17 protein-coding genes and 1 pseudogene are annotated in these 23001 nt (G+C 71.6%); 9 read left to right on the forward strand and 9 right to left on the reverse strand.

All coding sequences use genetic code 11. From position 1 onward, the window contains the following. The first annotated feature begins 181 nt into the window (after positions 1-181). Positions 182-1087 carry an NYN domain-containing protein gene (locus OG202_RS32210; protein ID WP_326585630.1) on the forward strand — a complete coding sequence of 302 codons (906 nt, stop codon included), beginning with the start codon at positions 182-184 and terminating at the stop codon, positions 1085-1087. Here the strand turns inward: OG202_RS32210 and OG202_RS32215 are convergent. The 3 genes and pseudogenes from OG202_RS32215 to OG202_RS32225 all read right to left on the reverse strand — a co-directional run bounded on the left by OG202_RS32215 (position 1084) and on the right by OG202_RS32225 (position 5922). Then, a pseudogene (locus tag OG202_RS32215) lies at positions 1084-2176 on the reverse strand (IS630 family transposase). The gene OG202_RS32210 and the pseudogene OG202_RS32215 sit on opposite strands and share 4 nt — an antisense overlap. 112 nt (positions 2177-2288) lie before the next feature. Next, entirely contained in the window at positions 2289-3167 is an 879-nt protein-coding gene (locus OG202_RS32220) for an alpha/beta fold hydrolase (protein WP_327727917.1), read from the reverse strand. Between the two features lie 304 nt (positions 3168-3471). Further along, positions 3472-5922 carry a DEAD/DEAH box helicase gene (locus OG202_RS32225; RefSeq protein WP_328223988.1) on the reverse strand — a complete coding sequence of 817 codons (2451 nt, stop codon included), beginning with the start codon at positions 5920-5922 and terminating at the stop codon, positions 3472-3474. A 481-nt stretch (positions 5923-6403) separates the two neighbouring features. Here OG202_RS32225 and OG202_RS32230 point away from each other — a divergent pair, with 481 nt between their 5' ends. Beyond that, positions 6404-7171, forward strand: coding sequence for a ferritin-like fold-containing protein (locus tag OG202_RS32230; RefSeq protein WP_326577716.1), 768 nt, complete (start codon positions 6404-6406; stop codon positions 7169-7171). 143 nt (positions 7172-7314) lie between these two features. Here OG202_RS32230 and OG202_RS32235 read toward each other — a convergent pair whose 3' ends face one another. The 4 genes from OG202_RS32235 to OG202_RS32250 form a co-directional block, all read right to left on the reverse strand. Next, positions 7315-7587, reverse strand: coding sequence for a hypothetical protein (locus OG202_RS32235; RefSeq protein WP_326577715.1), 273 nt, complete (start codon positions 7585-7587; stop codon positions 7315-7317). A gap of 209 nt (positions 7588-7796) precedes the next feature. Further along, a complete protein-coding gene (locus OG202_RS32240) occupies positions 7797-8024 on the reverse strand; it encodes a DUF3107 domain-containing protein (protein WP_326577714.1) in 228 nt (75 codons plus the stop codon). A gap of 202 nt (positions 8025-8226) precedes the next feature. Continuing rightward, positions 8227-8868 carry a TetR/AcrR family transcriptional regulator gene (locus OG202_RS32245; protein WP_326577713.1) on the reverse strand — a complete coding sequence of 214 codons (642 nt, stop codon included), beginning with the start codon at positions 8866-8868 and terminating at the stop codon, positions 8227-8229. A gap of 202 nt (positions 8869-9070) precedes the next feature. Further along, positions 9071-9289, reverse strand: a complete 219-nt coding sequence (locus OG202_RS32250) for a hypothetical protein (RefSeq protein ID WP_326577712.1) — start codon at positions 9287-9289, stop codon at positions 9071-9073. A 307-nt stretch (positions 9290-9596) separates the two neighbouring features. Here OG202_RS32250 and OG202_RS32255 point away from each other — a divergent pair, with 307 nt between their 5' ends. The 7 genes from OG202_RS32255 (at position 9597) to moeZ (ending at position 19672) form a co-directional block, all read left to right on the forward strand. Further along, complete coding sequence (locus tag OG202_RS32255; RefSeq protein WP_327727915.1) at positions 9597-10874, forward strand: alpha/beta fold hydrolase; 1278 nt, start codon at positions 9597-9599, stop codon at positions 10872-10874. A 446-nt stretch (positions 10875-11320) separates the two neighbouring features. After that, on the forward strand, positions 11321-12718 hold the full coding sequence (locus OG202_RS32260; RefSeq protein ID WP_405895370.1) for a DUF3152 domain-containing protein: 1398 nt from the start codon (positions 11321-11323) through the stop codon (positions 12716-12718). Positions 12719-12928: 210 nt separating this feature from the next. Then, positions 12929-15064, forward strand: coding sequence for a DUF3492 domain-containing protein (locus OG202_RS32265; RefSeq protein ID WP_327727913.1), 2136 nt, complete (start codon positions 12929-12931; stop codon positions 15062-15064). After that, positions 15061-16536, forward strand: a complete 1476-nt coding sequence (locus OG202_RS32270) for a hypothetical protein (RefSeq protein ID WP_328223989.1) — start codon at positions 15061-15063, stop codon at positions 16534-16536. Before OG202_RS32265 ends, OG202_RS32270 begins: the two co-directional genes overlap by 4 nt. Before the next feature lie 197 nt (positions 16537-16733). Then, entirely contained in the window at positions 16734-17693 is a 960-nt protein-coding gene (locus OG202_RS32275; protein WP_326577707.1) for an NAD-dependent epimerase/dehydratase family protein, read from the forward strand. After that, positions 17681-18430: a spherulation-specific family 4 protein gene (locus OG202_RS32280; RefSeq protein ID WP_327727911.1), complete on the forward strand. Its 750-nt coding sequence runs from the start codon at positions 17681-17683 to the stop codon at positions 18428-18430. The genes OG202_RS32275 and OG202_RS32280 overlap by 13 nt, the downstream gene beginning before the upstream one ends. A gap of 63 nt (positions 18431-18493) precedes the next feature. After that, entirely contained in the window at positions 18494-19672 is a 1179-nt protein-coding gene (moeZ, locus tag OG202_RS32285; RefSeq protein ID WP_326577705.1) for an adenylyltransferase/sulfurtransferase MoeZ, read from the forward strand. A 101-nt stretch (positions 19673-19773) separates the two neighbouring features. Here moeZ and OG202_RS32290 read toward each other — a convergent pair whose 3' ends face one another. Together OG202_RS32290 and OG202_RS32295 are read right to left on the reverse strand one after the other, a co-directional pair. After that, positions 19774-21288 (reverse strand): alpha/beta hydrolase, encoded by a 1515-nt coding sequence (locus OG202_RS32290; RefSeq protein ID WP_327727910.1) that lies wholly within the window; start codon positions 21286-21288, stop codon positions 19774-19776. Positions 21289-21406: 118 nt separating this feature from the next. After that, positions 21407-22957 carry an alpha/beta hydrolase gene (locus tag OG202_RS32295; protein ID WP_327727909.1) on the reverse strand — a complete coding sequence of 517 codons (1551 nt, stop codon included), beginning with the start codon at positions 22955-22957 and terminating at the stop codon, positions 21407-21409. Positions 22958-23001 lie beyond the last annotated feature (44 nt).

The raw sequence follows: 23001 nt of genomic DNA on the forward strand, positions 1-23001 counted from the left end.
GGTCGTCGGTGCCCGTGTTCCATGAGGAGTCAACGGCATGCGTGTGACAAACATTCCCTACGCTAAGGAAAATTTTCGAGAAGCTAATTACTAGCCGGTAAGCGGTAGGCGTGGGGATGCCTGCCCGGAGGCGAGAAGACTGACTGGGACCGGTTGTGTTCGTAGCGTGACCGCCGGGACAATGGGGGTGATGAACGACGACCTCACGGCGCTCGGCGCCCGCATCGACCGTACGAACGAGCTGCTTCACCGCATGCTCGCCGAGGTGGCGAAGACGCCCTCGACCCACGCGATCTTCGTCGATGCCGGGTATCTGTACGCGGCCGCCGGACGGCTCGTCGCGGGGACGGAGGACCGGCGGTCCTTCGACCTCGACGCGGAGGGACTCATCGACGCGCTGATCGACAAGGCCCGCACGATCTTCGCGGACAGCCGACTGCTGCGGGTCTACTGGTACGACGGGGCGCGCCGCCGCATCCATACGGCGGAACAGCAGACGATCGCCGAACTGCCGGACGTGAAGGTGCGACTGGGCAATCTCAACGCCAACAACCAGCAGAAGGGCGTCGACTCCCTGATCCGCACCGATCTGGAGTCACTGGCCCGGCACCGCGCGATCAGCGACGCCGCCCTCCTCGGCGGCGACGAGGACCTGGTCTCGGCGGTCGAGGCCGCGCAGGGGTACGGGGCGCGGGTCCACCTGTGGGGAATCGAGGCCCCCGAGGGCCGCAACCAGGCCGAGCCGCTGCTCTGGGAGGTCGACAGCCAGCGGACCTTCGACCTCGACTTCTTCAAGCCGTACGTGTCACGGCGGGCCGCCGCCACCTACGAGACCCCCACCGGCGCCCGCCCCACCCGCGAGGACGTTCGCTTCGTCGGCGCCCAGATCGCCGCGAAGTGGCTCGCCTCCCGGGGCCGGGAGACCCTGCAGGAGCTTCTCCACGGCCACCCGTACCTCCCCGGCTCCGTCGACCAGGACCTGCTCGTCGAGGCGGAGGGACTGCTCCAGTACTCGCTGCGGGGGCAGGCGGACCTGAGACGGGCACTGCGGGACGGGTTCTGGGAGCACCTCCGAGCGCAGTACTAGTGTTCCGAGTCGGGAATTCTGTTCAGATAACTGGCGAGGCGTTCGAGGATCTCGTCTGCGGTCTTCGTCCAGACGTAGGGCTTCGGGTCGGTGTTCCAGGCGGCGATCCAGTTGCGGATGTCCTTCTCCAGGGCTTGGACGGACCTGTGAACGCCGCGCCGTATCTGCTTGTTGGTCAGTTCGGCGAACCATCGCTCGACGAGGTTCAGCCAGGACGAGCCGGTCGGTGTGAAGTGCAGGTGGAAGCGGGGGTGGGCTGAGCAGCCACTTCTTGATGGCGGGGGTCTTGTGGGTGGCGTAGTTGTCGCAGATGAGGTGGACATCCAGGTCGGCGGGCACCTCTTTGTCGAGCTTGGTGAGGAACTTCTTGAACTCCTCAGCCCGATGTCTGCGGTGCAGGGAGCCGATCACTTTGCCGGTGGCGACCTCGAGGGCGGCGAACAGGGTGGTGGTGCCGGCGCGGACGTGGTCGTGGGTCACCCGCTCGGGAACCCCGGGCATCATTGGCAGCACGGGCTGGGATCGGTCCAGGGCCTGGATCTGCGACTTCTCGTCGGCGCAGAACACCAGGGCCCGCTCGGGCGGGTCCAGGTAAAGGCCGACGACATCGTGGACCTTGTCGACGAAGTACGGATCGGTCGACAGTTTGAAGGTCTCCGACCGGTGCGGCTGCAGGCCGAAGGCCCGCCAGATCCGTGAAACCGACGACTGCGAGAGGCCCGTCTCCTTCGCCATCGACCGCGTCGACCAGTGCGTTGCGTTCTTCGGAGTGGATTCCAGCGTCTTGGTGACTACCGCGGCAACCTGCTCGTCCGTCACGGTCCTTGGGCCGCCCGGACGCGGCATGTCACCCAGACCGGCGATCCGGTACTGCACGAACCGGGCCCGCCAGCGGCCCACCGCATGGGGTGTGGAACCGAGCTGAGCAGCCACGTCCTTGTTCGAGGCGCCCTCGGCGCAGGCCAGGATGATCCGACACCGCAACGCCCATGCCTGCGGCGTGGAACGTCGCCGCACCCACTCCTCGAGTGCGGCCCGTTCTTCGTCCGACAGTGTCAACTCGGCCTTCGGCCGCCCCGTCCGTGCCATGGAGCAAGCCTATACATCTGAACAGAATTCCCGACTCAGAACACTAGCAGCGAGCGCGGTACCAGGAGTACGGGACGGTACGGGAGGCGGCTGCCGGGGCCCTGCCGCCGGGTCAGCCGGTGGTGATCCCGTCCCAGAAGGCGACGAGGGCGTCCGCCGTCGCCTTCGGCTGATCGGTGTTGGGGGAGTGCTCGGCGTCCCGGATGACGGTGCGGTGGGCGGCCAGTCGTACGGCCATGTCGTCGATGACCGGGATCGGCCAGGTGTCGTCGTGTTCGCCGGACAGCACGTGCTTGGGCAGGTCCACGGCGGCCAGTTCGGCGACACGGTCGGGTTCCGCGCAGAGCTGGCGGCCCGTGGCGATGAGCTGGGCGGGGCTGGTGGTGAGCCAGCGGCGGCGCAGGTCGGCGCGGTCGTCCAAACCCTCGTCGAGGGCGCCGGTCTCGCTCTCCTCCGGCTCCGGGGCCTCCATCGCCTGGATGGCCTCCCACACCTGCTCCATGTCCATCACGGCCAGGGCGTCCCGCAACAGCGTCACGCGCTGCTGCTGGCCGACCGAGATATGGGCGGGGCCCGAGGCCATGAGGGTGAGCGAGGCGAACAGGGAGGCGTCCTGCAGCACGGCGGCGCGGGAGATCTGACCGCCGAGGGAGTGACCGACGAGGTGCAGCGGGCCGCCGTCGCTCACGGCCTCCGCCTGGGCGAGCAGATCCTTCGCCAACTCGGCCTGCGCGTACGGCGCTTCGTCGTCCTCGGCACCCGGGCTCTCGTACTGCCCGCGTCCGTCCACCGCCACCGTCCGGTACCCCGCCTCCGCCAACGGTTCATGCAGCGCGATGAAGTCCTCTTTGCTTCCGGTGAACCCCGGCACGAGCAGCACGGTCCCCTTCACCGCCACCCCCGCCTCGATCACGGCGAACTCCCCACGAGGGGTACGCAGAAGATGGGCGCAGGCACCGGCGGGCGGAGTGAAGGACGGGGGACGGCTCATGGAGGGAGGGTAACCGTCGCCCGAACCGGCTGACCGCGCCACCCCTTCGCCCGCGAGGGGTTCGCCATGGGGCGCGTGGGCCGAGGCTGCTCGGGCATCACCCCTGTAAGGCGGGGCGCAGCCCCCTGCCTTCCAGGGGCGCGGGGAACCGCGCGAGAACCCCCACCGGACCCGCCGCTGGGGGTCCGAGGGGCGCAGCCCCTTGGGGATGGGACGGGTAGGGGCGGCGGGGGCGAGGAAACCCTGGAAACGCCGAAGGCCCGGCCCCCCGAGGGGAACCGGACCTTCACTCGGCCGAATCGGCTCAGCTCTCCGCAGCCTCCACGGCAGCCACAGCCTTCCGCGTCCGACGCCGCGGCGCCGGAGCCTCACCCGTCTCCTCGACGGCGGCAACCGAAGCCGCAGCCTTACGCGTACGACGCGGCTTCGTGGCCTGCTCCTCCGTCGGCTGGGCCGGAACCGCACCCTCGACCGAAGCCGCAGCCGCGGCCTTCCGGGTGCGGCGGCGTGGTGCGGGTGCCTCGACGGTGTCGGCGGCGGCCTCGGCGGCGGTGTCCGTGGCCTCGACGACGGCTTCGGCGGCTTTGCGGGTGCGGCGCCGGGGCTTGGCCGGGGCTTCCTCGGCGACGGTCTCCTGGACCACGGCCTCGGCGGGCGCGGCGGCCTTGCGGGTCCGGCGACGCGGCGTGGCCGGGGTCTCGGCGGCGGCCGCCCCCTCGGCCGTGTCGAGCGCGGCCTCGGCAGCGGGCGCCACGGCGGCCTCCGCGACCTTGCGGGTCCGACGACGAGGCGTGGACGTCGCCTCCTCGGCGACGGCCTCCACCCCGCTCTCGGCGGCCTCCGCGACAGTCTTGCGGGTGCGGCGGCGTGGTGCGGGTGCCTCGACGGTGTCGGCGGCGGCCTCGGCGGCGGTGTCCGTGGCCTCGACGACGGCTTCGGCGGCTTTGCGGGTGCGGCGCCGGGGCTTGGCCGGGGCTTCCTCGGCGACGGTCTCCTGGACCACGGCCTCGGCGGGCGCGGCGGCCTTCCGGGTGCGGCGACGCGGCGTGGCCGGGGCCTCGGCCGCCGGCTCGGCGACGGTCGCGCCCTCGGCCGTGTCGAGCGCGGCGTCCGCACCGGGCGCGGCCTCGGCGACGGGAGCCTCGACGGCCTCCACCGACTTGCGGGTGCGGCGGCGACGCGGCTTGGCGGCTTCCTCGACCGACTCGGCGGATGTGCCCGCGACGGTCTCGACCACGGCCTCGGCCCGCTCGGCCGGCGTGCTCTCGACCGTCTCGGCCACCGCCTCGGCGGCGGGGTTCGCCCCGGCACGGGTGCGGCGGCGACGGCGAGGCGTACGGGACTCGGACTCGGCGGAGTCGGCGCCCGGCGTCTGCGCGGACTCCGACGGCTCCGTGACCGCGGCGGCCTCCGGGGACACCCCGTCGACGGTGGCACCACCGCGCGTACGGCGGCGACGACGCGGCGTACGCGCCGGGCGCTCACGCTCACGCTCACGCTCGCGCTCGGCGGCGGGCGCGGGGCCGGAGGAACGGCCGCCACGACCGCGCGGACCGCGCCCGCCCGTCTCGCCGAGGTCTTCCAGTTCCTCCGCCCCGAGCCCGGCGCGCGTTCGCTCCGAGCGCGGCAGGACACCCTTGGTGCCTGCGGGGATGTTCAGTTCCTCGAAGAGGTGCGGGGAGGTGGAGTACGTCTCCGGCGGGTCGTTGAACCCGAGGTCCAGCGCCTTGTTGATGAGCTGCCAGCGCGGGATGTCGTCCCAGTCGACGAGGGTGATCGCGATGCCCTTGGCGCCCGCGCGGCCCGTACGGCCGATGCGGTGCAGGTACGTCTTCTCGTCCTCGGGGGACTGGTAGTTGATGACGTGGGTGACACCCTCGACGTCGATGCCGCGGGCGGCGACGTCGGTGCAGACGAGGACGTCCACCTTGCCGTTGCGGAAGGCACGCAGGGCCTGCTCGCGGGCGCCCTGGCCGAGGTCGCCGTGGACCGCGCCGGACGCGAAGCCGCGCTGCTGGAGCTGGTCGGCCAGGTCGGCCGCCGTCCGCTTCGTACGGCAGAAGACCATCACGAGACCGCGGCCCTCGGCCTGCAGTATGCGCGCGACCAGCTCGGGCTTGTCCATGTTGTGCGCGCGGTAGATGTGCTGCTTGGTGTTCGCGACCGTCTTGCCCGCGTCGTCCGGCGCCGTGGCGCTGATGTGCGTGGGCTGCGACATGTAGCGGCGCGCGAGGCCGATGACCGCGCCCGGCATGGTCGCCGAGAACAGCATCGTCTGGCGCCGGGCCGGAAGCATGTTGATGATCTTCTCGACGTCGGGCAGGAAGCCCAGGTCGAGCATCTCGTCGGCCTCGTCGAGAACCAGGCACTTGACGTGCTTCAGGTTCAGCTTCTTCTGGCCCGCGAGGTCGAGGAGCCGCCCGGGGGTGCCGATGACGACGTCCACGCCCTTCTTGAGGGCCTCGACCTGGGGCTCGTAGGCGCGGCCGCCGTAGATCGCGGTGACGCGCACGTTGCGCACCTTGCCGGCGGTCAGCAGGTCGTTGGTGACCTGGGTGCACAGCTCGCGCGTGGGGACGACGACGAGCGCCTGCGGCGAGTCGACGAGGTCCTCGGGCTTGGCGCGGCCGGCCTCGACGTCGGCGGGGACGACGACGCGCTCGAGGAGCGGGAGACCGAAGCCCAGTGTCTTGCCGGTGCCGGTCTTGGCCTGGCCGATGACGTCGGTGCCGGTGAGGGCGACCGGGAGCGTCATCTCCTGGATGGGGAAGGGGGTGATGATGCCGACGGCCTCAAGGGCTTCGGCCGTCTCGGGAAAGATTCCGAGATCTCGGAAAGTCGTAGTCAGGGTGCTGCCTCTTCTGTGTACGCGGTGTGAGGCGAGCGCGGGGGTCGTGTCGGACCGTGCCGGGGACGTCGGCCACCGCACGGGCGGGCCGTGTGGCACGGGACCACTGCCGACGCTCTAGCGCTCATACCGCTGAGGGGTTCCCTCCGGACGCCGTACGCAGAGTGCCGTACGGAAAAGGAGGGCTGTCGGGTCGGAGCCGATCGGGCCACCGACCGGGCATCCTCATGCGTGCGGCCTGTCGAGACACGTTCGAACTACGTCGACGTACCAGCAGGCGCATTACCACCATACCCCGGAATCGCGCATATGCGATGGCCGATTTGGTCACGTAGTCGTCGTCACACTGAATGACCACGCTCTTCCGCCTTGGGGGGAGCGGGCTATTGTGCGCTTCATGACCACGTCTGACAAGCCTGAGAACGCCGTCGGCAGCGAGTCCGCCGACACCGCCGAGGTCACCGGGATCGCCGCCCAGGACTGGGCCCGGGCCTCCGCCGACCCGCAGTACCGCGCCGCGGTGGTGGACCTGCTGGGTGCGCTGGCGTACGGGGAGCTGGCGGCGTTCGAGCGGCTCGCGGAGGACGCGAAGCTGGCGCCGACCCTCACCGACAAGTCGGAACTGGCGAAGATGGCGGCGGCCGAGTTCCACCACTTCGAGAGGCTCCGGGACCGGCTCACCGAGGTCGGCGAGGAGCCGACGCGGGCCATGGAACCGTTCGTCGACGCGCTCGACGGCTTCCACAGGCAGACCGCGCCGTCGGACTGGCTGGAGGGGCTCGTCAAGGCGTACGTCGGTGACTCGATCGCCAGCGACTTCTACCGGGAGGTCGCCGCCCACCTCGATTCGGACACGCGCGGGCTGGTGCTCGCCGTGCTCGACGACACCGGGCACGCCGGGTTCGCCGTGGAGAAGGTGCGCGCCGCGATCGACGAGGACCCGCGAGTGGGCGGGCGACTGGCGCTGTGGGCACGGCGGTTGATGGGGGAGGCGCTGTCGCAGTCGCAGCGGGTGGTGGCCGACCGGGACGCCCTGTCCACGATGCTCGTGGGTGGTGTCGCCGACGGGTTCGATCTGGCCGAGGTGGGGCGGATGTTCTCGCGGATCACTGAGGCGCACACGAAGCGGATGGCCGCGCTGGGCCTCGCGGCCTGAGCCGGGGGCGCCTAGGGCCCTTCTGATGGCTCTAGTCGCCGTGGGGTGAAGTGTCGTCCTGCGGGTGCGGGGTTCGTCGCGGCTGGTCGCGCAGTTCCCCGCGCCCCGTGACGTGGGGCTTCGTCCCTGCCGGACGGCCTTCCTCACGCCGTCGCGGAGCTGCTGCGTCGAAATCGTTCCGTCGGGCGCAGGAGCAGGGACAGGGAGGCCGCCGCGACGACCAGTGCGCCGGCGAGGATCAGCAGGTAGTTCGCGGAGCCGAGTGCCGTGTGGGTGAGGAAGGCGCCGAAGAGGGCGCCGGCGGTGCCGGTCGGGAGGACCAGGGTGCGGGACGGCAGGCGGTGCGGCAGCCGGTAGGCGGCGGCGCAGGCCAGGGCGAAGCCGAGGAGTGCGGATCCGAGTGCTTCCAAGAACATGATCGGGTTCCCTCCCGCACGGCCTGGCCTGGGCAAATCGGTCGTAGCCGGTACTACCCGCGAGTCAGGGAACGCAACCATCGTCGGTGCATGAGATGTGGTGGCCCTGTGCGGTTCGGCCCGTGCGAGCCATGAGGAGCGGGCGCAGGGAGGGGGCCCGGTGGTTTCACACCACCGGGCCCCCTCCCTACGCCTCTTGTGCCTCTTGGCTACAGCGCGCTGAAGCCCACCTTGCGGACGGCCGACTCGCCGATGTCGACGTAGGCGAGACGGTCGGCCGGGATCAGGACCTTGCGGCCGTGCTCGTCCGTGAGGCTCAGCAGCGCCGACTTGCCGGCCAGCGCCTCGGCAACGGCACGCTCGACCTCCTCGGCACTCTGACCGCTCTCCAGAACGATCTCGCGGGGCGCGTGCTGCACGCCGATCTTGACCTCCACGGCTATGTCCCTCCGACGGTCAGTGAAATGCGCGGGCTTCCGCGCCGTACGCAGCACACATTAGCCCGGTGAGGGGACGTACACGCTCCGCCTGAGAACGCCAGGAGCGAACAGAGCGCGGGAACAAAACCCCGGGACCAGGGCTGTGCCGAGGCGGCGGGCCCGGGGTCGCACCGTCGGTGCCGTCGATCAGCGCTGTCGGTCAGTGCTGGTCGATGCCGTGCAGGGGGAAGCCCGCGATGCCGCGCCAGGCCAGCGAGGCCAGCAGCTGGACCGCCTGCTCGCGCGGGACGCTGCGGTCGCTGTGCAGCCAGGACCGCGCCACCACCTGGGAGAGGCCGCCCAGTCCCGAGGCGAGGAGCATCGACTCCGCGCGGGAGAGGCCGGTGTCCTCCGCGATGACGTCGCGGATGGCCTCGGCGCACTCGTTGGTGACCTTGTCGACGCGCTCGCGCACGGCGGGCTCGTTCGTCAGGTCGGACTCGAAGACCAGCCGGAAGGCACCGCCCTCGTCCTCGACGTACGCGAAATAGGCGTCCATCGTCGCCAGGACCCGCTGCTTGTTGTCGGTCGTCGACGCCAGCGCACCGCGTACGGCCTGGATCAGGGACTCGCAGTGCTGGTCCAGCAGCGCCAGGTAGAGGTCGAGCTTGCCGGGGAAGTGCTGGTAGAGCACCGGCTTGCTGACTCCGGCGCGCTCGGCGATGTCGTCCATCGCAGCCGAGTGGTAGCCCTGGGCCACGAAGACTTCCTGGGCGGCGCCCAGCAACTGGTTCCGTCGGGCTCGGCGCGGCAGGCGTGTGCCCCGCGGGCGCGCCGCCTCTGTCTGCTCGATGGCTGTCACGCCGCCTCCCAAGATCGTCCACATGCGGGTGTGCGCCGCGCCGCCATCGTACTTTTCGGTAACCCGGGTGTGCGCGGTGCGAGCGCAGAATTTCACGGACCGGACAGCGGGGAAAGTGCTGCGGACCATATCGAACAGGGGCAGGACGGGCAGAAAGGAAGCCCTTTCTCGTCACCGGTCGTCGTCCCTGGTGAGGATCGGGTTACCGGTAGTCGTCCTCGTCCAGGGAGACTACTCGTGCCTGCTCCGCCAGGTCGGCCTCGTTGGCGGCGCCGGGGTCGGCGTCGGTGAGCGGGTCGTCCCGGTCCTGGGCGATGTCCGTGTGCTGCTCGGCGGCGTCGGCCTCGGGGGCCTCGACGTCGTCCAACTCCATGGAGTCCTCCTCGGGGAAGGTGTCGGGTTCGGTCGGGTCGACGGCCATCGTGGGTTCCCCTTCCTGTGCTGCCCCGGCGTCGCCGGTACGTCCCCGGAGGCGGTGGGGCCACGTACGGGTGCCCTCTTCGCGGGCCTGGATGCAGGGTCATGTGCCTGCTTATGAGCCTGTTTCATGAGTCTGGGAGACAGGTGGTCGTGGCGCTGTGTGGTTCGGCGTGATCAGGCGGTAAGCGCTCGGCCCTCGCGGCGAGTGCTGCACGCCCCGGTACCCCTTGAGAAGTGGCTGATTTGTGGCACGTTCTGTGACGGCGAACACATGAGCCACTGCGTGATCGTCTCGTAACATTGCCCGCATGTCCTCGACCGAGCTGCCGTCCCTGCTGACCGCCACCGCGTCGCCGAAGGCGAGTGCCGTGCGCGTGGCGCCCGGTGAGCGACTCAGGTCGGTTCGGCTACCGGGGATCACGCTGTCGGTGCGGTCGAGACCGCCGGCGCGCGAAGGACTGCCGCCCGCCGTGTACGTGCACGGCCTGGGCGGTTCCTCGCAGAACTGGTCCGCCCTGATGCCGCTGGTCGACGGCCTCGTGGACAGCGAGGCGCTCGATCTGCCCGGCTTCGGCGACTCGCCGCCGCCGGACGACGGCGACTACTCCGTCACGGGCCACGCGCGCGCGGTCATCCGGTACCTCGAATCCGCCGGGCGCGGCCCGGTGCACCTCTTCGGCAACTCCCTCGGCGGCGCGATCACGACCCGCGTCGCCGCCCTGCGCCCCGATCTCGTCCGCACCCTGACCCTCGTGTCGCCCGCCCTGCCGGAGTTGCGGGTGCAGCGGACGGCCGTGCCGACCGCGATGCTCGCCCTGCCGGGCATGTCGGCGCTCTTCACCCGCTTCACCAAGGGCTGGAGCGCCGAGCAGCGCGTACGGGGCGTCACGGCGCTCTGCTACGGCGACCCCGGCCGGGTCACGGAGGAGGGCTTCCGCAACGCCGTGGAGGAGATGGAACGGCGGCTCCAACTGCCGTACATGTGGGACGCGTTGACGCGTTCCGCCCGTGGGATCGTGGACGCGTACACCCTGGGCGGGCAGCACTCGCTGTGGCGCCAGGCCGAGCGCGTCCTCGCCCCGACCCTCCTCGTCTACGGCCGCCGCGACCAACTCGTCGGCTACCGCATGGCCCAGCGTGCCGCCCGCTCCTTCCGCGACTCCCGCCTCGTCTCCCTGCCGGACGCGGGACACGTGGCGATGATGGAGTACCCGGAGGCCGTTGCCGCCGCGTTCCGTGAACTGCTGGCGGATACGGGGAAGTCGAGCGGCGGGGCGGACCGGGTGTCGGTATCGGTGCCGGTGGGTTCGGGGCGGAGAGGCTGGGGTCTGGATGAGGATTCGGCTTCCGCTGCCGCTTCGGCTGCAACTTCGGCTTCGGCTTCGGCTTCGACTTCGGGTTCAACTTCGGCTTCGGCTACGGTGAGTTCTGCTCGTGCTGCGGCTTCGAGCGCGGGTTCGGATTCGGCTCCGGGCGACGGTTCGAGTGAGGGTGGTCCGGTGGGCGACGGTGGATCGGCCGGCGTCGACGGCGGCGAATCGGTCGCCGAAGAGCCTCCCAAGGGGTCACCCGGCGTGGGGAGCTGAGGCGCGGCGTGGGACGGCACAGCCGCAAGGGGCGGGCGCCGAAAGGCGAGACGGACGAGATGAGCACAGCCCGGACGGCGACGTCCGCCGGTACGGGTGACCGCGAACCGGCGCCACGCGCACCGGAAGCCCAGGGAGCCCCGCGTGCGGGCGGACCGGGTTCCCGGGGCGCCGGGAGCACCTCGGCTCCGGCGGCGCAGGCGGGAGCGCAGTCGCCAGGCGGCACCCCGTTGCCCCGCAGGTACGACGGGACTCCGGGCCAGGGGATTCCACGGTTCACCGGGGGTGCGCCCGGGATACAGGGGCCGCGTTCCCCTGACGGCACCCCCGCGCACGGCTTCCCGCGCCTGCCCGGTGGCACCCCGGCGCACGGCGCGCCCCGTTACGCCGACGGGACTCCGGCGCACGGCTTCCCGCGCCTGCCTGACGGCACTTTGGCGCACGGGATGCCCCGTCTCCCCGACGGTACGCCCGCGCACGGCTTCCCCCGTCTCCCCGACGGTACGCCCGCGCACGGCTTCCCCCGGCTCCCGGACGGCACCCCGGACCGCGGCTATCCGGTGAGTCGTGGCGGGCACCCCGAGCAGCGTGAAGCGGGCGGGGGTTGGGGGCACTCGGGTGGTGGTGGGCGCCGGACGGGTGCCGAACACGGCGTGGCGCACGGGGCTCCTGCGGGGGCCCCGTATGGTGTGCCGGGCGAGGCGGCACCCCCCGGCGCCCCGTACGGCGTGCCTCCCGAGCGTTCCGGCCGCCGCCTCCCCATTCCCCGGCAGCGGCAGGAGACCATGCCCCCCGGAGGCCCCCGCCAGACCTATCTGGACGCCTTCGACGAGGTCGACGACGTCTTCGCACCCGGTCGGACACACCGTGCGGCGCCCGGTGCCGATGCCGACGGCCGGGTCGAGGCGGCTTTCGCGGAGAAGCCGCTGCAGGAGAAGCCGTCGCGAGAGGAGCCGCTGCGGCAGAAGCCGTCGCGGGCGTCGGGTGAGCAGCCTCCGGGCGATGACTCCGAGGACGTGGAGACGGCGAAGGGCGGCAAGGGGCGGGCGTTCGCCGGGATCGCGGCCGCCGCGGTCACGACCGTGCTGGCGGTCGTCGTGGGCGGACAGATGGCCGGTGGACAGGATGACGGCACCGCCACGCAGTCGCAGGCCGCCGACGCCGGCGAACGTGCTGTGCGCGACGCCTCGCGCAGCGACAACCGGCCCACACCGTCCAGTTCGCCGAGCCCGAGTGCGACGCCGCTGTCGTACGACCAGAAGATGGGCAAGAAGTACGAGCTCGCCGCGGATCTCGAGGGTGGCGGGAAGTTCGAGGCGGTCAAGGGCTTCGACAAGGCGCCGGGGGTGGGACGGAAGTACCGCTACCGGGTCGACGTCGAGAAGGGGTTGGGGCTGGACGCGGGGCTGTTCGCCGACGCCGTGCAGAAGACCCTGAACGACGAACGGAGCTGGGCCCACGGTGGCGGCCGGACGTTCGAGCGGATCTCCTCGGGGACACCCGACTTCGTGATCACGCTGGCGAGCCCGGGCACCACCGCGACCTGGTGCGCCAAGTCGGGGCTCGACACGACCGTGGACAACGTCTCCTGCGATTCGGCCGCCACCGAGCGCGTGATGATCAACGCGTATCGCTGGGCCCAGGGTTCGGAGACGTACGGCGACCAGATCCACGCGTACCGGCAGATGCTGATCAACCACGAGATCGGCCACCGCCTCGACTACCCCCATGTGACCTGCGACAAGGACGGCGAGCTCGCCCCCGTCATGCAGCAGCAGAGCAAGTTCCTGACCTATGACGGGATCACGTGCAAGGCCAATCCCTGGCCGTACCCCGGGAGTTGACGAGAGCCCGCGCAAGCCGACGCGGCGTGATCGATTGATCCCTTAGCGCGACAAAACGCGTCCCGCTGGGGAAAGTTACGACCGTTCACCCCTTTTGGTGGTGTGATGGACAACCGTCCGTCGCACCACCGCCTTGTCCGCATACGTTCGTCCCGCTGCGGGCCGCCGGGTGAACGGCGGCTCCTCAAACGGGAGATCGGGGGTGCACGCGTGCGCATCGGACTGCTTACGGAGGGTGGCTATCCGTATGTGAGCGGTGACGCCAGGCTCTGGTGCGACCGACTCGTACGTGGGCTGGCGCGACACGAGTTCGACATCTACGCGCTCAGCCGGAGCGAGCGGCAGGAGGACGAGGGCTGGCTCCCGCTGCCGCCGCAGGTCAACCGGGTCCGCACGGCACCGCTGTGGACGGCCGAGGACGACGGGGTCGTCCACGGCCGCCGGGCGCGGAGGCGCTTCGCGGAGGCGTACGGCGAGCTGGTGGCAGCGCTGTGCTCGGGGGGAGTGGGCGGTCCCGACGGTGGGGCTGGTGTGGCCGGGTTGCTCGGCGGTGCCCGTGGAGCCGAGGGGGCCGAAGGCGTCGAGAAGGCTTCCGAAGGTGGGGCGGGGGCTGAGGCGGACCGTTTCGGCAACGCGCTGTACGGGCTCGCCGAGCTGGCCCGTGACGAGGGCGGACTGGTCGGCGCGCTGCGCTCCGAGGTCGCGGTGCGCACGCTGGAGCGCGCATGTCGTGCGCCGGGCGCACTGCGAGGGGCGCGCGAGGCTCGCGTACCGGATCTACTGGCGGTCGCCTCACATCTGGAACGCGCCCTGCGCCCCCTCTCACTCGACTGGTACGGGGACGACGGGCTCGGCTCGGTCGACCTGTGCCACGCGGCGGCGGGTGGCTCGGCCGCGCTGCCCGGGCTGTTGGCCCGCCACTTCCACGGGGTTCCGCTGCTGGTCACCGAGTACGGCGTGCCCCTCCGGGCGCACTACCTCGGGACCTCGGGAGAGGCGCCGGTGCGCGCGCTGCTCGCGGCCTTCCACCGCCGGCTGACCGCCGAGGTCTATCGGCAGGCCGCCTGTCTCACCCCCGGCAACACCCATGCCCGGCGCTGGCAGGAGCGCTGCGGCGCCGACCGCGCCGGCATCCGGACCGTCTACCCCGGCATGGACGCCGCCCGCTTCGCGGCGGTCGGCGAGTCACCGGAGTGCGCGGATCCGCACACGCTGGTGTGGGTCGGCCGCATCGAGCCCGCCAAGGACCTGATCTCGTTGCTGCACGCCTTCGCCGAGATCCGCCGGGCGGAGCCCAAGGCGCGGCTCAGGATCGTCGGAGCGGCAGCGGGGGCCGAGGCCGCCGCCTATCTGGGCCACTGCAGGGCCTTGGCCGCGCAGCTCTTCCCCGACGAGGCGGACGGCGTCCACGCGATCGGCGACAACCCCGTCTCCTTCGAGGAGATCGGCGACCCGGCCGTCCCCGACCTGGCCGAGGCCTACGCGGCGGGTGCGGTGGTCGTGCTGTCGAGCGTGGTCGAGGGCTTCCCGATCAGCCTGGTCGAGGCCATGTTCTGCGCCAGGCCGACGGTCTCCACCGACGTGGGCGCGGTCGTGGAGGTCATCGGCGGCACCGGGATCGTCGTCCCACCGCGCAATCCGCGGGCGCTCGCCGAAGCGTGCGTGGCGCTCCTGCGAGAACCCGCGCGCCGTGCGCGCCTGGGTGCGGCCGCGCGCGCCCGCGCCGTCGAACTCTTCACGGTGGAGCAGAACGTCGCGGCATTTCATGATATCTACCTCGAAATCGTCTCCCAGGCCCCGGTGCGCAAGGTCGTCCTCGACGACACCGGCGAGCCCCTGCCCTTCGGATCCCCCGCCGAGGCCCATGTGCCCGGCCACTGGACCGATTCCCGCCTGGTGGCGGGCGGCCTCGGGATCGCGGGGGTTGCCGGTGTGGCAGGGGTTGCGGGAGTCGCCGGTGCCGCGGGCCTGGGCGGGGTTGCCTCGGGGAGGCCGCGCTGGGCGATGGGGGCGTCCGAGCGGGCGACGGCGCCCGAGCGTGGGACGACACCTGTGCGGGACACGGCTTCGGTGCCGGGTGCGACGCCGGCGGTGGGGTCTGTGCCCGGCCCGGGTTCGGGGTCGGGGGCGGGGACGGGGGCGGGGGCGCAGTCGGCTTCCGTGCCTGGTCCGTCTCCGGCTTGGGGTTCCGTGTCTGGTCCGGCACCGGCTTCGGGTCCCGTACCCGGTCCGGCGTCGGCGCCTGTCGCCGCTGCGCCGTCGGGATCGGCTCCGGTCCGGGCTGCGGAGAGGCCTCCGGGGACGGCGGCCGGGGATCCGGTGCCCGGGGGGGAGGGGACGCGATGAGCGAGCTGCGGCTGGACGGGGTCGATGGCTTCGACGGGGTGGAGCGCTCGGACGTACTGGATCGCGCGGACCTACTGAGCCGCGTGGACGGACTGAGCCGCGTGGACGGACTGGGCCGCGCGGACGGACTGGGCCACGCGGACGGGAGGGGCGAGTCGGACGGGCTGGGTGGGCCGGTGGCGGCGCGCGCTTCGAGCCTGAGGGAGCGGTCGGGCGAACCGGCCCCGCGAGGGCCGTCGGGTGAGCCCGGGACCAAGGGCTCGCCCGGTCCGAAGGCCCCGCCGGATGCCATGACTTCGCCCCGTCTCCTGGCAGCACAGGACCTGGTCGCCTCACCCGACCCCACCCTGGGACCGGCCGACGACGACCCCGCCGCAGCCGCACTTGGGTCCACCCCCCGACGCGGTGCCGTCGACCCCGTGAAGGCCCTGATGCACCGGCACCGGGAACTCTGCGAGAGGGCGGTGGACTCCTTGGAGATCGCCGCCGGGCTGGAGGCGCACGGGGTGACCGACCGTACGGCTGCCCGCTTCCGGCACCGGGACGTGTTCTCGCTCGCCGAGGAGATGTATGCGCGGGTGTCGCGTGACGGGGAGGAATCCACGAAGCGCGAGCCGGCGCCGAGTGCGCCCGGCGCGCGCGGTGGATGGGCGGTCCTCGCCCTCCTGCCGGGCGCCCTGTGCGCGGCGGCCGTGGTCGGAATTCGGCTCACCGACGGCCAACCCCGTCTCGCGGTCGCCGCCCTCGGCGCCCTCGGCGCCCTCGCGGTGGCGCTCGGCCTCCGCGTGGCCCTCGACCGGGGACCACTGCGCGCCCCGTCCGGCCCGGCCGGTCGTACCCGCGCCTGGACCTGCTGGCTGATCGCGTACGCGATCCTCGGCGACGGCCTGCTCGCCGCCGGTCTCCACGGCGGCCCCCACGGCCTCTGGCCGCCGGCCGTCGCACCCGTGCTCGCACTCGCCCTGTCCTGCGCGCCCGCTGTCTGGTGCGCCCACCTCCTGGCCGTACGCGCCCGCCGCAAACTCGCCACCAGCCGAGGCCTCGCGGAGTTCGCCGACTCCGTGCAGCCCCTGATCCTCGGCGTGTTCGCGCTCCACCTCTGTGCCCTGTCCGCCCTGCTCGCGCTGTGCGGCGCGGTCCTGGACGAGCCCGCCGGGTACGCCGGCGCCGGTGCCCTCGGCGCCCTCCTACTGCTCGCCCGCCTCCTCACCGCGCACGGGTTCACCCAGGCCCCGGCCCTCGCCCTCCGGACAGCCGCCCTGGGCGAGGCGCTCGGGCTGGGCACGGTCTTCGCGAGCCGCCTGCCGGGCTGCTCCCTCCTGTCCGTCCCCGTCGAGACAGTCGCCGACGCCTGGGGTGTCGGGGCCGTCCCCGCTCTCGTGTGCGGCGCCGCCGCGCTCGTCCTCCTCGTCCACACCACCCGCACCCTGACCCGGGCCTCGGCCCACGCCCTGCCCTCCGGGGCCACCTGACCCATCCGGGGCTCCGCACGACGGCCGCATACCGCCGCGCGAAGCCCGGGCCCGACCGACGCGCCGGACTTCCGTCCGCGCGCCCCTCCCGCGGAGCCGACACCGCGGGCCCACCTCATCACTCACGGCACCACCCCATAAGGAGAACGCCAGATGATCACCTCCCGAACCGGAGAACCCGCCCCGGGAGCCGCCCGATGAGGGTCCTGCTGATCGGAGCCAACGGATACCTCGGCCGCTTCGTCGCCGAACGCCTGCTCGCCGACCCGGCCGTGCAGCTCACCGCCCTCGGCCGCGGCGACGACGCCGACGTACGGTTCGACCTCGCCACCGGCAGCCCCGGCGCGCTCACCCGCTTCCTGGACGCCGTCCACCCCGGAGTCGTCGTCAACTGCGCCGGAGCCACCCGCGGCGGCGCCCGCGAACTCACCCGGCACAACACCGTCGCCGTCGCCACCGTCTGCGAGGCCCTGCGCCGCAGCGGCTGCGGGGCACGCCTGGTGCAGCTCGGCTGTGGTGCCGAGTACGGGCCCAGCCAGCCCGGCTCCTCCACCGCAGAGGACGCCGTGCCCCGTCCCGGCGGTCCGTACGGCGTGAGCAAGCTCGCCGCCACCGAACTCGTCCTCGGCTCCGGCCTGGACGCCGTGGTCCTCCGCGTCTTCTCGCCCGCCGGCCCCGGCACACCCGCCGGCTCCCCGCTCGGCCGCCTCGCCGAAGCCATGCGCCGCGCCATGCAGTCCGGCGACGGCGAACTCAAACTCGGCGGCCTCGGCGTCCAGCGCGACTTCGTCGACGTACGCGACGTCGCCCGCGCCGTCCACGCCGCATCGCTCTCCGCGGCCCAGGGCGTGATCAACATCGGCTCGGGCCGCGCCGTGCGCCTCCGCGACGCCGCGGCCGTCCTCGCCCGCGTCGCCGGCTACGGCGGAGCCCTCCACGAACTCGACGCCCCGCCCGGCCCCATCAGGCCCACCATCGGCCACCCCCGCCCCGAACCCGACCACGCCGCCCCCGTCTCCTACCCCTACCCGGACGGCTGCGGCAGCTGGCAGCAGGCCGATGTGCGCACCGCCCGCGACCGGCTCGGCTGGCGGCCCCGCATCAACCTCGAGGAGTCCCTCGCCGACATCTGGATGGAGGCGGCATGCCGTATCTGACCCCCGCCTCCTCCGGCATCGCGAGCACCGGCTTACGGCTCGGCTTCGGCATCCCCGGCTACGCCCACCCCCTCCTCGCTCCCCTGGAATGGGGCAAACTCACCCGCCCCGGCACCCCCCTGCACTGGGTCGTCCTGAACGTCTCCGACGGCCCCGGCACCCGTCCCGACCCGCACTGTCTGGAAGCCGCCGGACGGCTGCGGAACACGGGCGTGCGGGTTCTCGGCCATCTGGACGTGACCTATGGGGCGCGCGCCTTCGCCGAGATCGCCTCCGACGCCCGCCGCTACCTCGACTGGTACCAGGTCGACGGCTTCCTCCTGGACCGCTGCCCCACCGAGCGCAGCGCCCTCCCCGAGACCAGCCGCACCGTCACCGCGCTCCGCGCACTCCTCGGCGGCGGCCATGTCGTCCTCGGCCACGGCACCCACCCGTATCCCGGCTATGCCGAGACCGCCGACCAACTGGTGACCTTCTCCGGCCCCTGGAGCGAATACCGCTGGTCGCAGGTGGCCGAGTGGACCGCCGACCATCCGCCCGAGCGCTTCTGCCACTTCGTCCACGGTGTCCCGCGCGGCCACCTCGACGAGGCGCTGCGCACAGCCCGCTGGCAGGGCGCCGCCACGATCTACTTCACCGACCGCACGGACCGCGGCGGCAGGATCGACCCCTGGGAGACGATGCCCGGCTACTGGGACGAAATCGTCTCGCTGGTTGGAACGGGTGTCTCGGAATGAAAAAGGGCGTGGCAGTGTTACGGGGAGAACAACTGTAGTGATTGACCGACCAACGGAGTCCCCGTGTCGCTGCCACCCCTGGTCGAGCCCGCTTCCGAGCTCACCGTAGACGAGGTCCGCAGGTACTCCCGCCACCTGATCATCCCCGATGTCGGGATGGACGGGCAGAAGCGGCTGAAGAACGCCAAGGTGCTCTGTGTGGGCGCCGGCGGCCTGGGCTCGCCGGCGTTGATGTACCTGGCCGCGGCGGGCGTCGGGACGCTCGGCATCGTGGAGTTCGACGAGGTCGACGAGTCGAACCTGCAGCGCCAGATCATTCACAGCCAGGCCGACATCGGCCGCTCGAAGGCCGCGTCCGCCCGTGACTCCGTCCTCGGCATCAACCCGTACGTGAACGTGATCCTCCACGAAGAGCGGCTCGAGGCCGAGAACGTGATGGAGATCTTCAGCCAGTACGACCTGATCGTCGACGGCACGGACAACTTCGCGACCCGCTACCTGGTCAACGACGCGGCCGTGCTGCTGAACAAGCCGTACGTCTGGGGCTCGATCTACCGTTTCGACGGCCAGGCCTCCGTCTTCTGGTCCGAGCACGGCCCCTGCTACCGCTGCCTCTACCCGGAGCCCCCGCCGCCGGGCATGGTCCCCTCCTGCGCCGAGGGCGGCGTCCTCGGTGTGCTGTGCGCGTCCATCGGCTCCATCCAGGTCAACGAGGCCATCAAGCTCCTCGCGGGCATCGGTGAGCCGCTGGTCGGCCGCCTGATGATCTACGACGCCCTGGAGATGCAGTACCGCCAGGTCAAGGTCCGCAAGGACCCCAACTGCGCGGTCTGCGGCGAGAACCCCACCGTCACCGAACTCATCGACTACGAGGCCTTCTGCGGCGTCGTCTCCGAGGAGGCCCAGGAGGCGGCCGCCGGCTCGACGATCACTCCCAAGCAGCTCAAGGAGTGGATCGACGACGGTGAGAACATCGAGATCATCGACGTCCGCGAGATCAACGAGTACGAGATCGTCTCCATCCCGGGCGCCAAGCTGATCCCGAAGAACGAGTTCCTCATGGGCACCGCCCTGGAGGCCCTCCCGCAGGACAAGAAGATCGTCCTGCACTGCAAGACGGGGGTCCGCAGTGCGGAAGTCCTCGCGGTCCTGAAGTCGGCCGGCTTCGCCGACGCGGTCCACGTCGGCGGCGGCGTGATCGGCTGGGTCAACCAGATCGAGCCGAACAAGCCGGTCTACTAGACACACGCCTTCCGGAGAGGGGCTCGGCACCACCGGTGCCGGGCCCCTTCCCGCTGCCGTCCGGACCAGCGCGAGCCGGCGACCGTCCCGAGACGGAACATCTAGGTGCAGACCTTGCCGTCCTTCGGCACCGCCCCGTCCAGCAGATACGCGTTCACCGTCGAATCGACACAGCTGCTGCCGCTGCCGTACGCGCCATGGCCCTCGCCCTTCCAGGTGAGCATCACACCCACGCCTTCGCCCAGTTCCTCGGCCATCTTCCGCGCGCCCTCGTAGGGCGTCGCCGGGTCCCCGGTGTTGCCCACCACGAGGACGGGCGCCGCTCCCGGTGCGCTCACCTCCGGCGAGTCCGTCAGGCCGGGCACCGGCCAGTCGTGGCACCAGCCCGCGGTGTCCCAGCCGAGGAACTCGCCGAAAACGGGCGAGATCTCCCGGAACTCGGGCAGCAGCTTCTTCGTCTCCTGCGAAGTCGGCCGCTGCTTCTGGTCCAAGCACGATATGACCCGTTGGGAGTGGGTCGTCGTGCCGTAGTGGCCCGAGGGGTCACGCTCGTTGTACCCGTCGGCCAGCGCGAGCAGCTCGGTGCCGTCGCCGTCCTCGGCCGCGTCCAGTGCGCTGGTCAGGGTGGGCCAGCTCTGCTCGCTGTAGAGCGGCAGGACGATGCCGGTGGTCGCCAGGGTCTGGGTGAGTTCGCGGCCGGACGTCGTCGCCAGCGGCTCGGCGTCGATCCGCTCCAGCAGGTCCTCGATCTTCCGGGTGCCCTCCTCGGGGTCCTGGCCCGTGGACTTCAGGTAGTTGTCGAGGGCGCGCTGGAAGCCCAGGGCCTGGTTCCTCGCGTGGCCCATCGTGTCGGCGGTCGGGTCGACCACCGCGTCCAGGACCAGGCGTCCCACGTTCTTGGGGAACAGGTGGGCGTAGACCCCGCCGAGTTCGGTGCCGTACGAGATGCCGAGGTAGTGCATCTTCTCGTCGCCCAGGGCCTGGCGCATGACGTCCATGTCGCGGGCGGTCTCGGCGGTCGAGACATGAGACAGCAGCTTGCCCGCGGCCTTCTCGCAGCCCGCGCCGAAGCCGGCCGCGTCCTCGAAGAAGGCCGTCTCCTCGGTCGCGTCGTCCGGTGTCGCGTCCACCGACTCGCCCGCCTGGATCTCCTTGTCGCCGCGGCAGCGCACCCCCTCGCTCTCGGCCACCCCGCGCGGATCCCAGCTCACCAGGTCGTACCGCTTGTGCAGTTCGCTCGTGAGCGCCGCGTACGACGGCAGCATGGACACGCCGGAGCCGCCGGGCCCGCCGAAGTTGAACAGGAGGGAGCCGAGACGTTCGTCGGTGTCGCCGGTCGCCTTGCTGCGGATCAGCGCGAGTCCGATCGTCCCTTCGTCCGGGTTCGCGTAGTCCAGCGGCACCTTCAGCGTCGCGCACTGCCAGTCGTCGCCCGGTGCCGGTCCCTCCGCAGTCTCCTTGCAGCGCTCCCAGTCGAGCTTCTGGGGCGCCGGTGACGATGCCGGGGCCTTCCCGTCGCTCGCCTCGTCGCCGGCTCCGTCGTCCGTGCCGCCGCTACAGCCGGCGATCAGCAGCACGGCAGCGGCCAGAGCCGCCCCCCGTGGAAAACGCGCCATGAGCACTTCCCCCCTCTCGCGATACCCGTCCACCGGATGTCCCGAATGGCAGTCATGCCATGGTATGCGGACTGCCGTGAAGGGTGAGAGCGCCTGTGGATAACGCTCTGACCTGCATTTACGAACAGATCGTGCCGGTCTTCGGTACCTTCCCCGTCAGCAGGTAGCCGTCCACGGCCGTCTGTACGCAGGCGTTTCCGCTGCCGTACGCGCCATGCCCCTGTCCTTTGTACGTCAGCTCGATCCCGACCCCCGCCCCGAGCGCCTCGACCATCTTCCGCGCGCCCCCGTACGGCGTGGCGGGGTCACCCGTGTTGCCGATCACGAGGATCGGCGCCGAGCCGGGAGCGCGCACGTCGGGATGGTCCGCCGCACCGGCGACGGCCCAGTCGGCGCAGCCGAGCATGGACCAGGCAAGCCATTCGCCGAAGACGGGGGAGGCCGCCCGGAACTCGGCCAGCCTCGCCTCCACGTCCTCGGTGGTGTAGCGCGGCTTGTCGTCCGCGCAGTTGATGGAGACGTTCGCCGCGGTGATGTTGCTGTACTCACCGTTCTCACTGCGCCCGTTCAGCGAGTCGGACAGCAGCATCAGCAGCTGGCCGTCCCCGTTGTACGCCTGCTCCAGGCCCTCCGTCAGGTACTGCCAGAGGTCCTGGGAGTACAGGGCCTGGGCGATACCGGCCGTCGCCTCCGACTCGGTCAGGTCGCGGGGGAAGACTCCGGTGATCGGTTTGCTGTCGAGGTCGCCGAGCAGCTTGACGATCCGGTCCTCGACGTCCTGCTCGGTGTCGCCGACCGGGCAGCCCTCCGCCTGTGACACGCAGTCCCGGGCGTAGTTGTCGAGCGCCAACTGAAAGCCCTTGGCCTGTCCGAGCGAGCCCTGCTCCGCCGTCTGCGTCGGGTCGACGACCGCGTCGAACACGGCCCGTCCGACGTTCTCGGGGAACAGGTGGGCGTAGACGCCGCCGAGTTCGGTGCCGTAGGAGAAGCCGAAGTAGTGGAGTTTGTCGTCGCCGAGGACCTGGCGCATCAGATCCATGTCGCGGGCCGCGTCGGTGGTGCGGACGTGCGGGAGGGTCTTGCCGGAGTTCTCCTCGCAGGCGGAGTTGAAGGCTTTGGTGTTGTCGACGAACTCCGTCCGCTCGGCCGCGTCGTCCGGTGTCCCGTCCTGCTGGAAGTACTCGTCGAGTGCCGCGTCGTCCTCGCACCGGACGCCGGCGCTGCGGCCGACGCCACGCGGGTCGAAGCTCACCAGGTCGTAGCGGGTGCGCAGTCTCCCGTAGTCCTCGCCGAAAGAGGGGAGCGTCTTGACGCCGGACAGGCCGGGGCCGCCGAAGTTGAAGACGAGCGAGCCGATGCGCCGGCTCTCGGTGCCGCTGGACCTGGCCCGGATCAGCGCGATGCGGATCGTGTTGCCCTTTGGGTCGTCCCAGTCGAGAGGGGCCTTCATGGTCGCGCACTGCCAGACGTCGCCGTCCGGCAGCGGGGAGGGAGCGGTGCCGCCGCCCTCGGACTCGGACGGCGCCTCGCAGGTCTTCCAGCTCAGTTTCTGGGCCGTCAGGTCATGGTCGTCGCCCTTGGCGTCGTCGCCGCAGCTCGCCGCCGACAGGGACAGCAGGAGGGCGGTGGCGGTCACGATGACGGCACGTGGCCGGGGCGAGAGGGGCATGCACCCATCCTGGAGGCGCCCGGGTCGTCGTGCTCGGGGCGCGG

The organism is Streptomyces sp. NBC_00310, from assembly GCF_036208085.1.
In the GTDB taxonomy this organism is placed as follows: Bacteria; Actinomycetota; Actinomycetes; order Streptomycetales; family Streptomycetaceae; genus Streptomyces.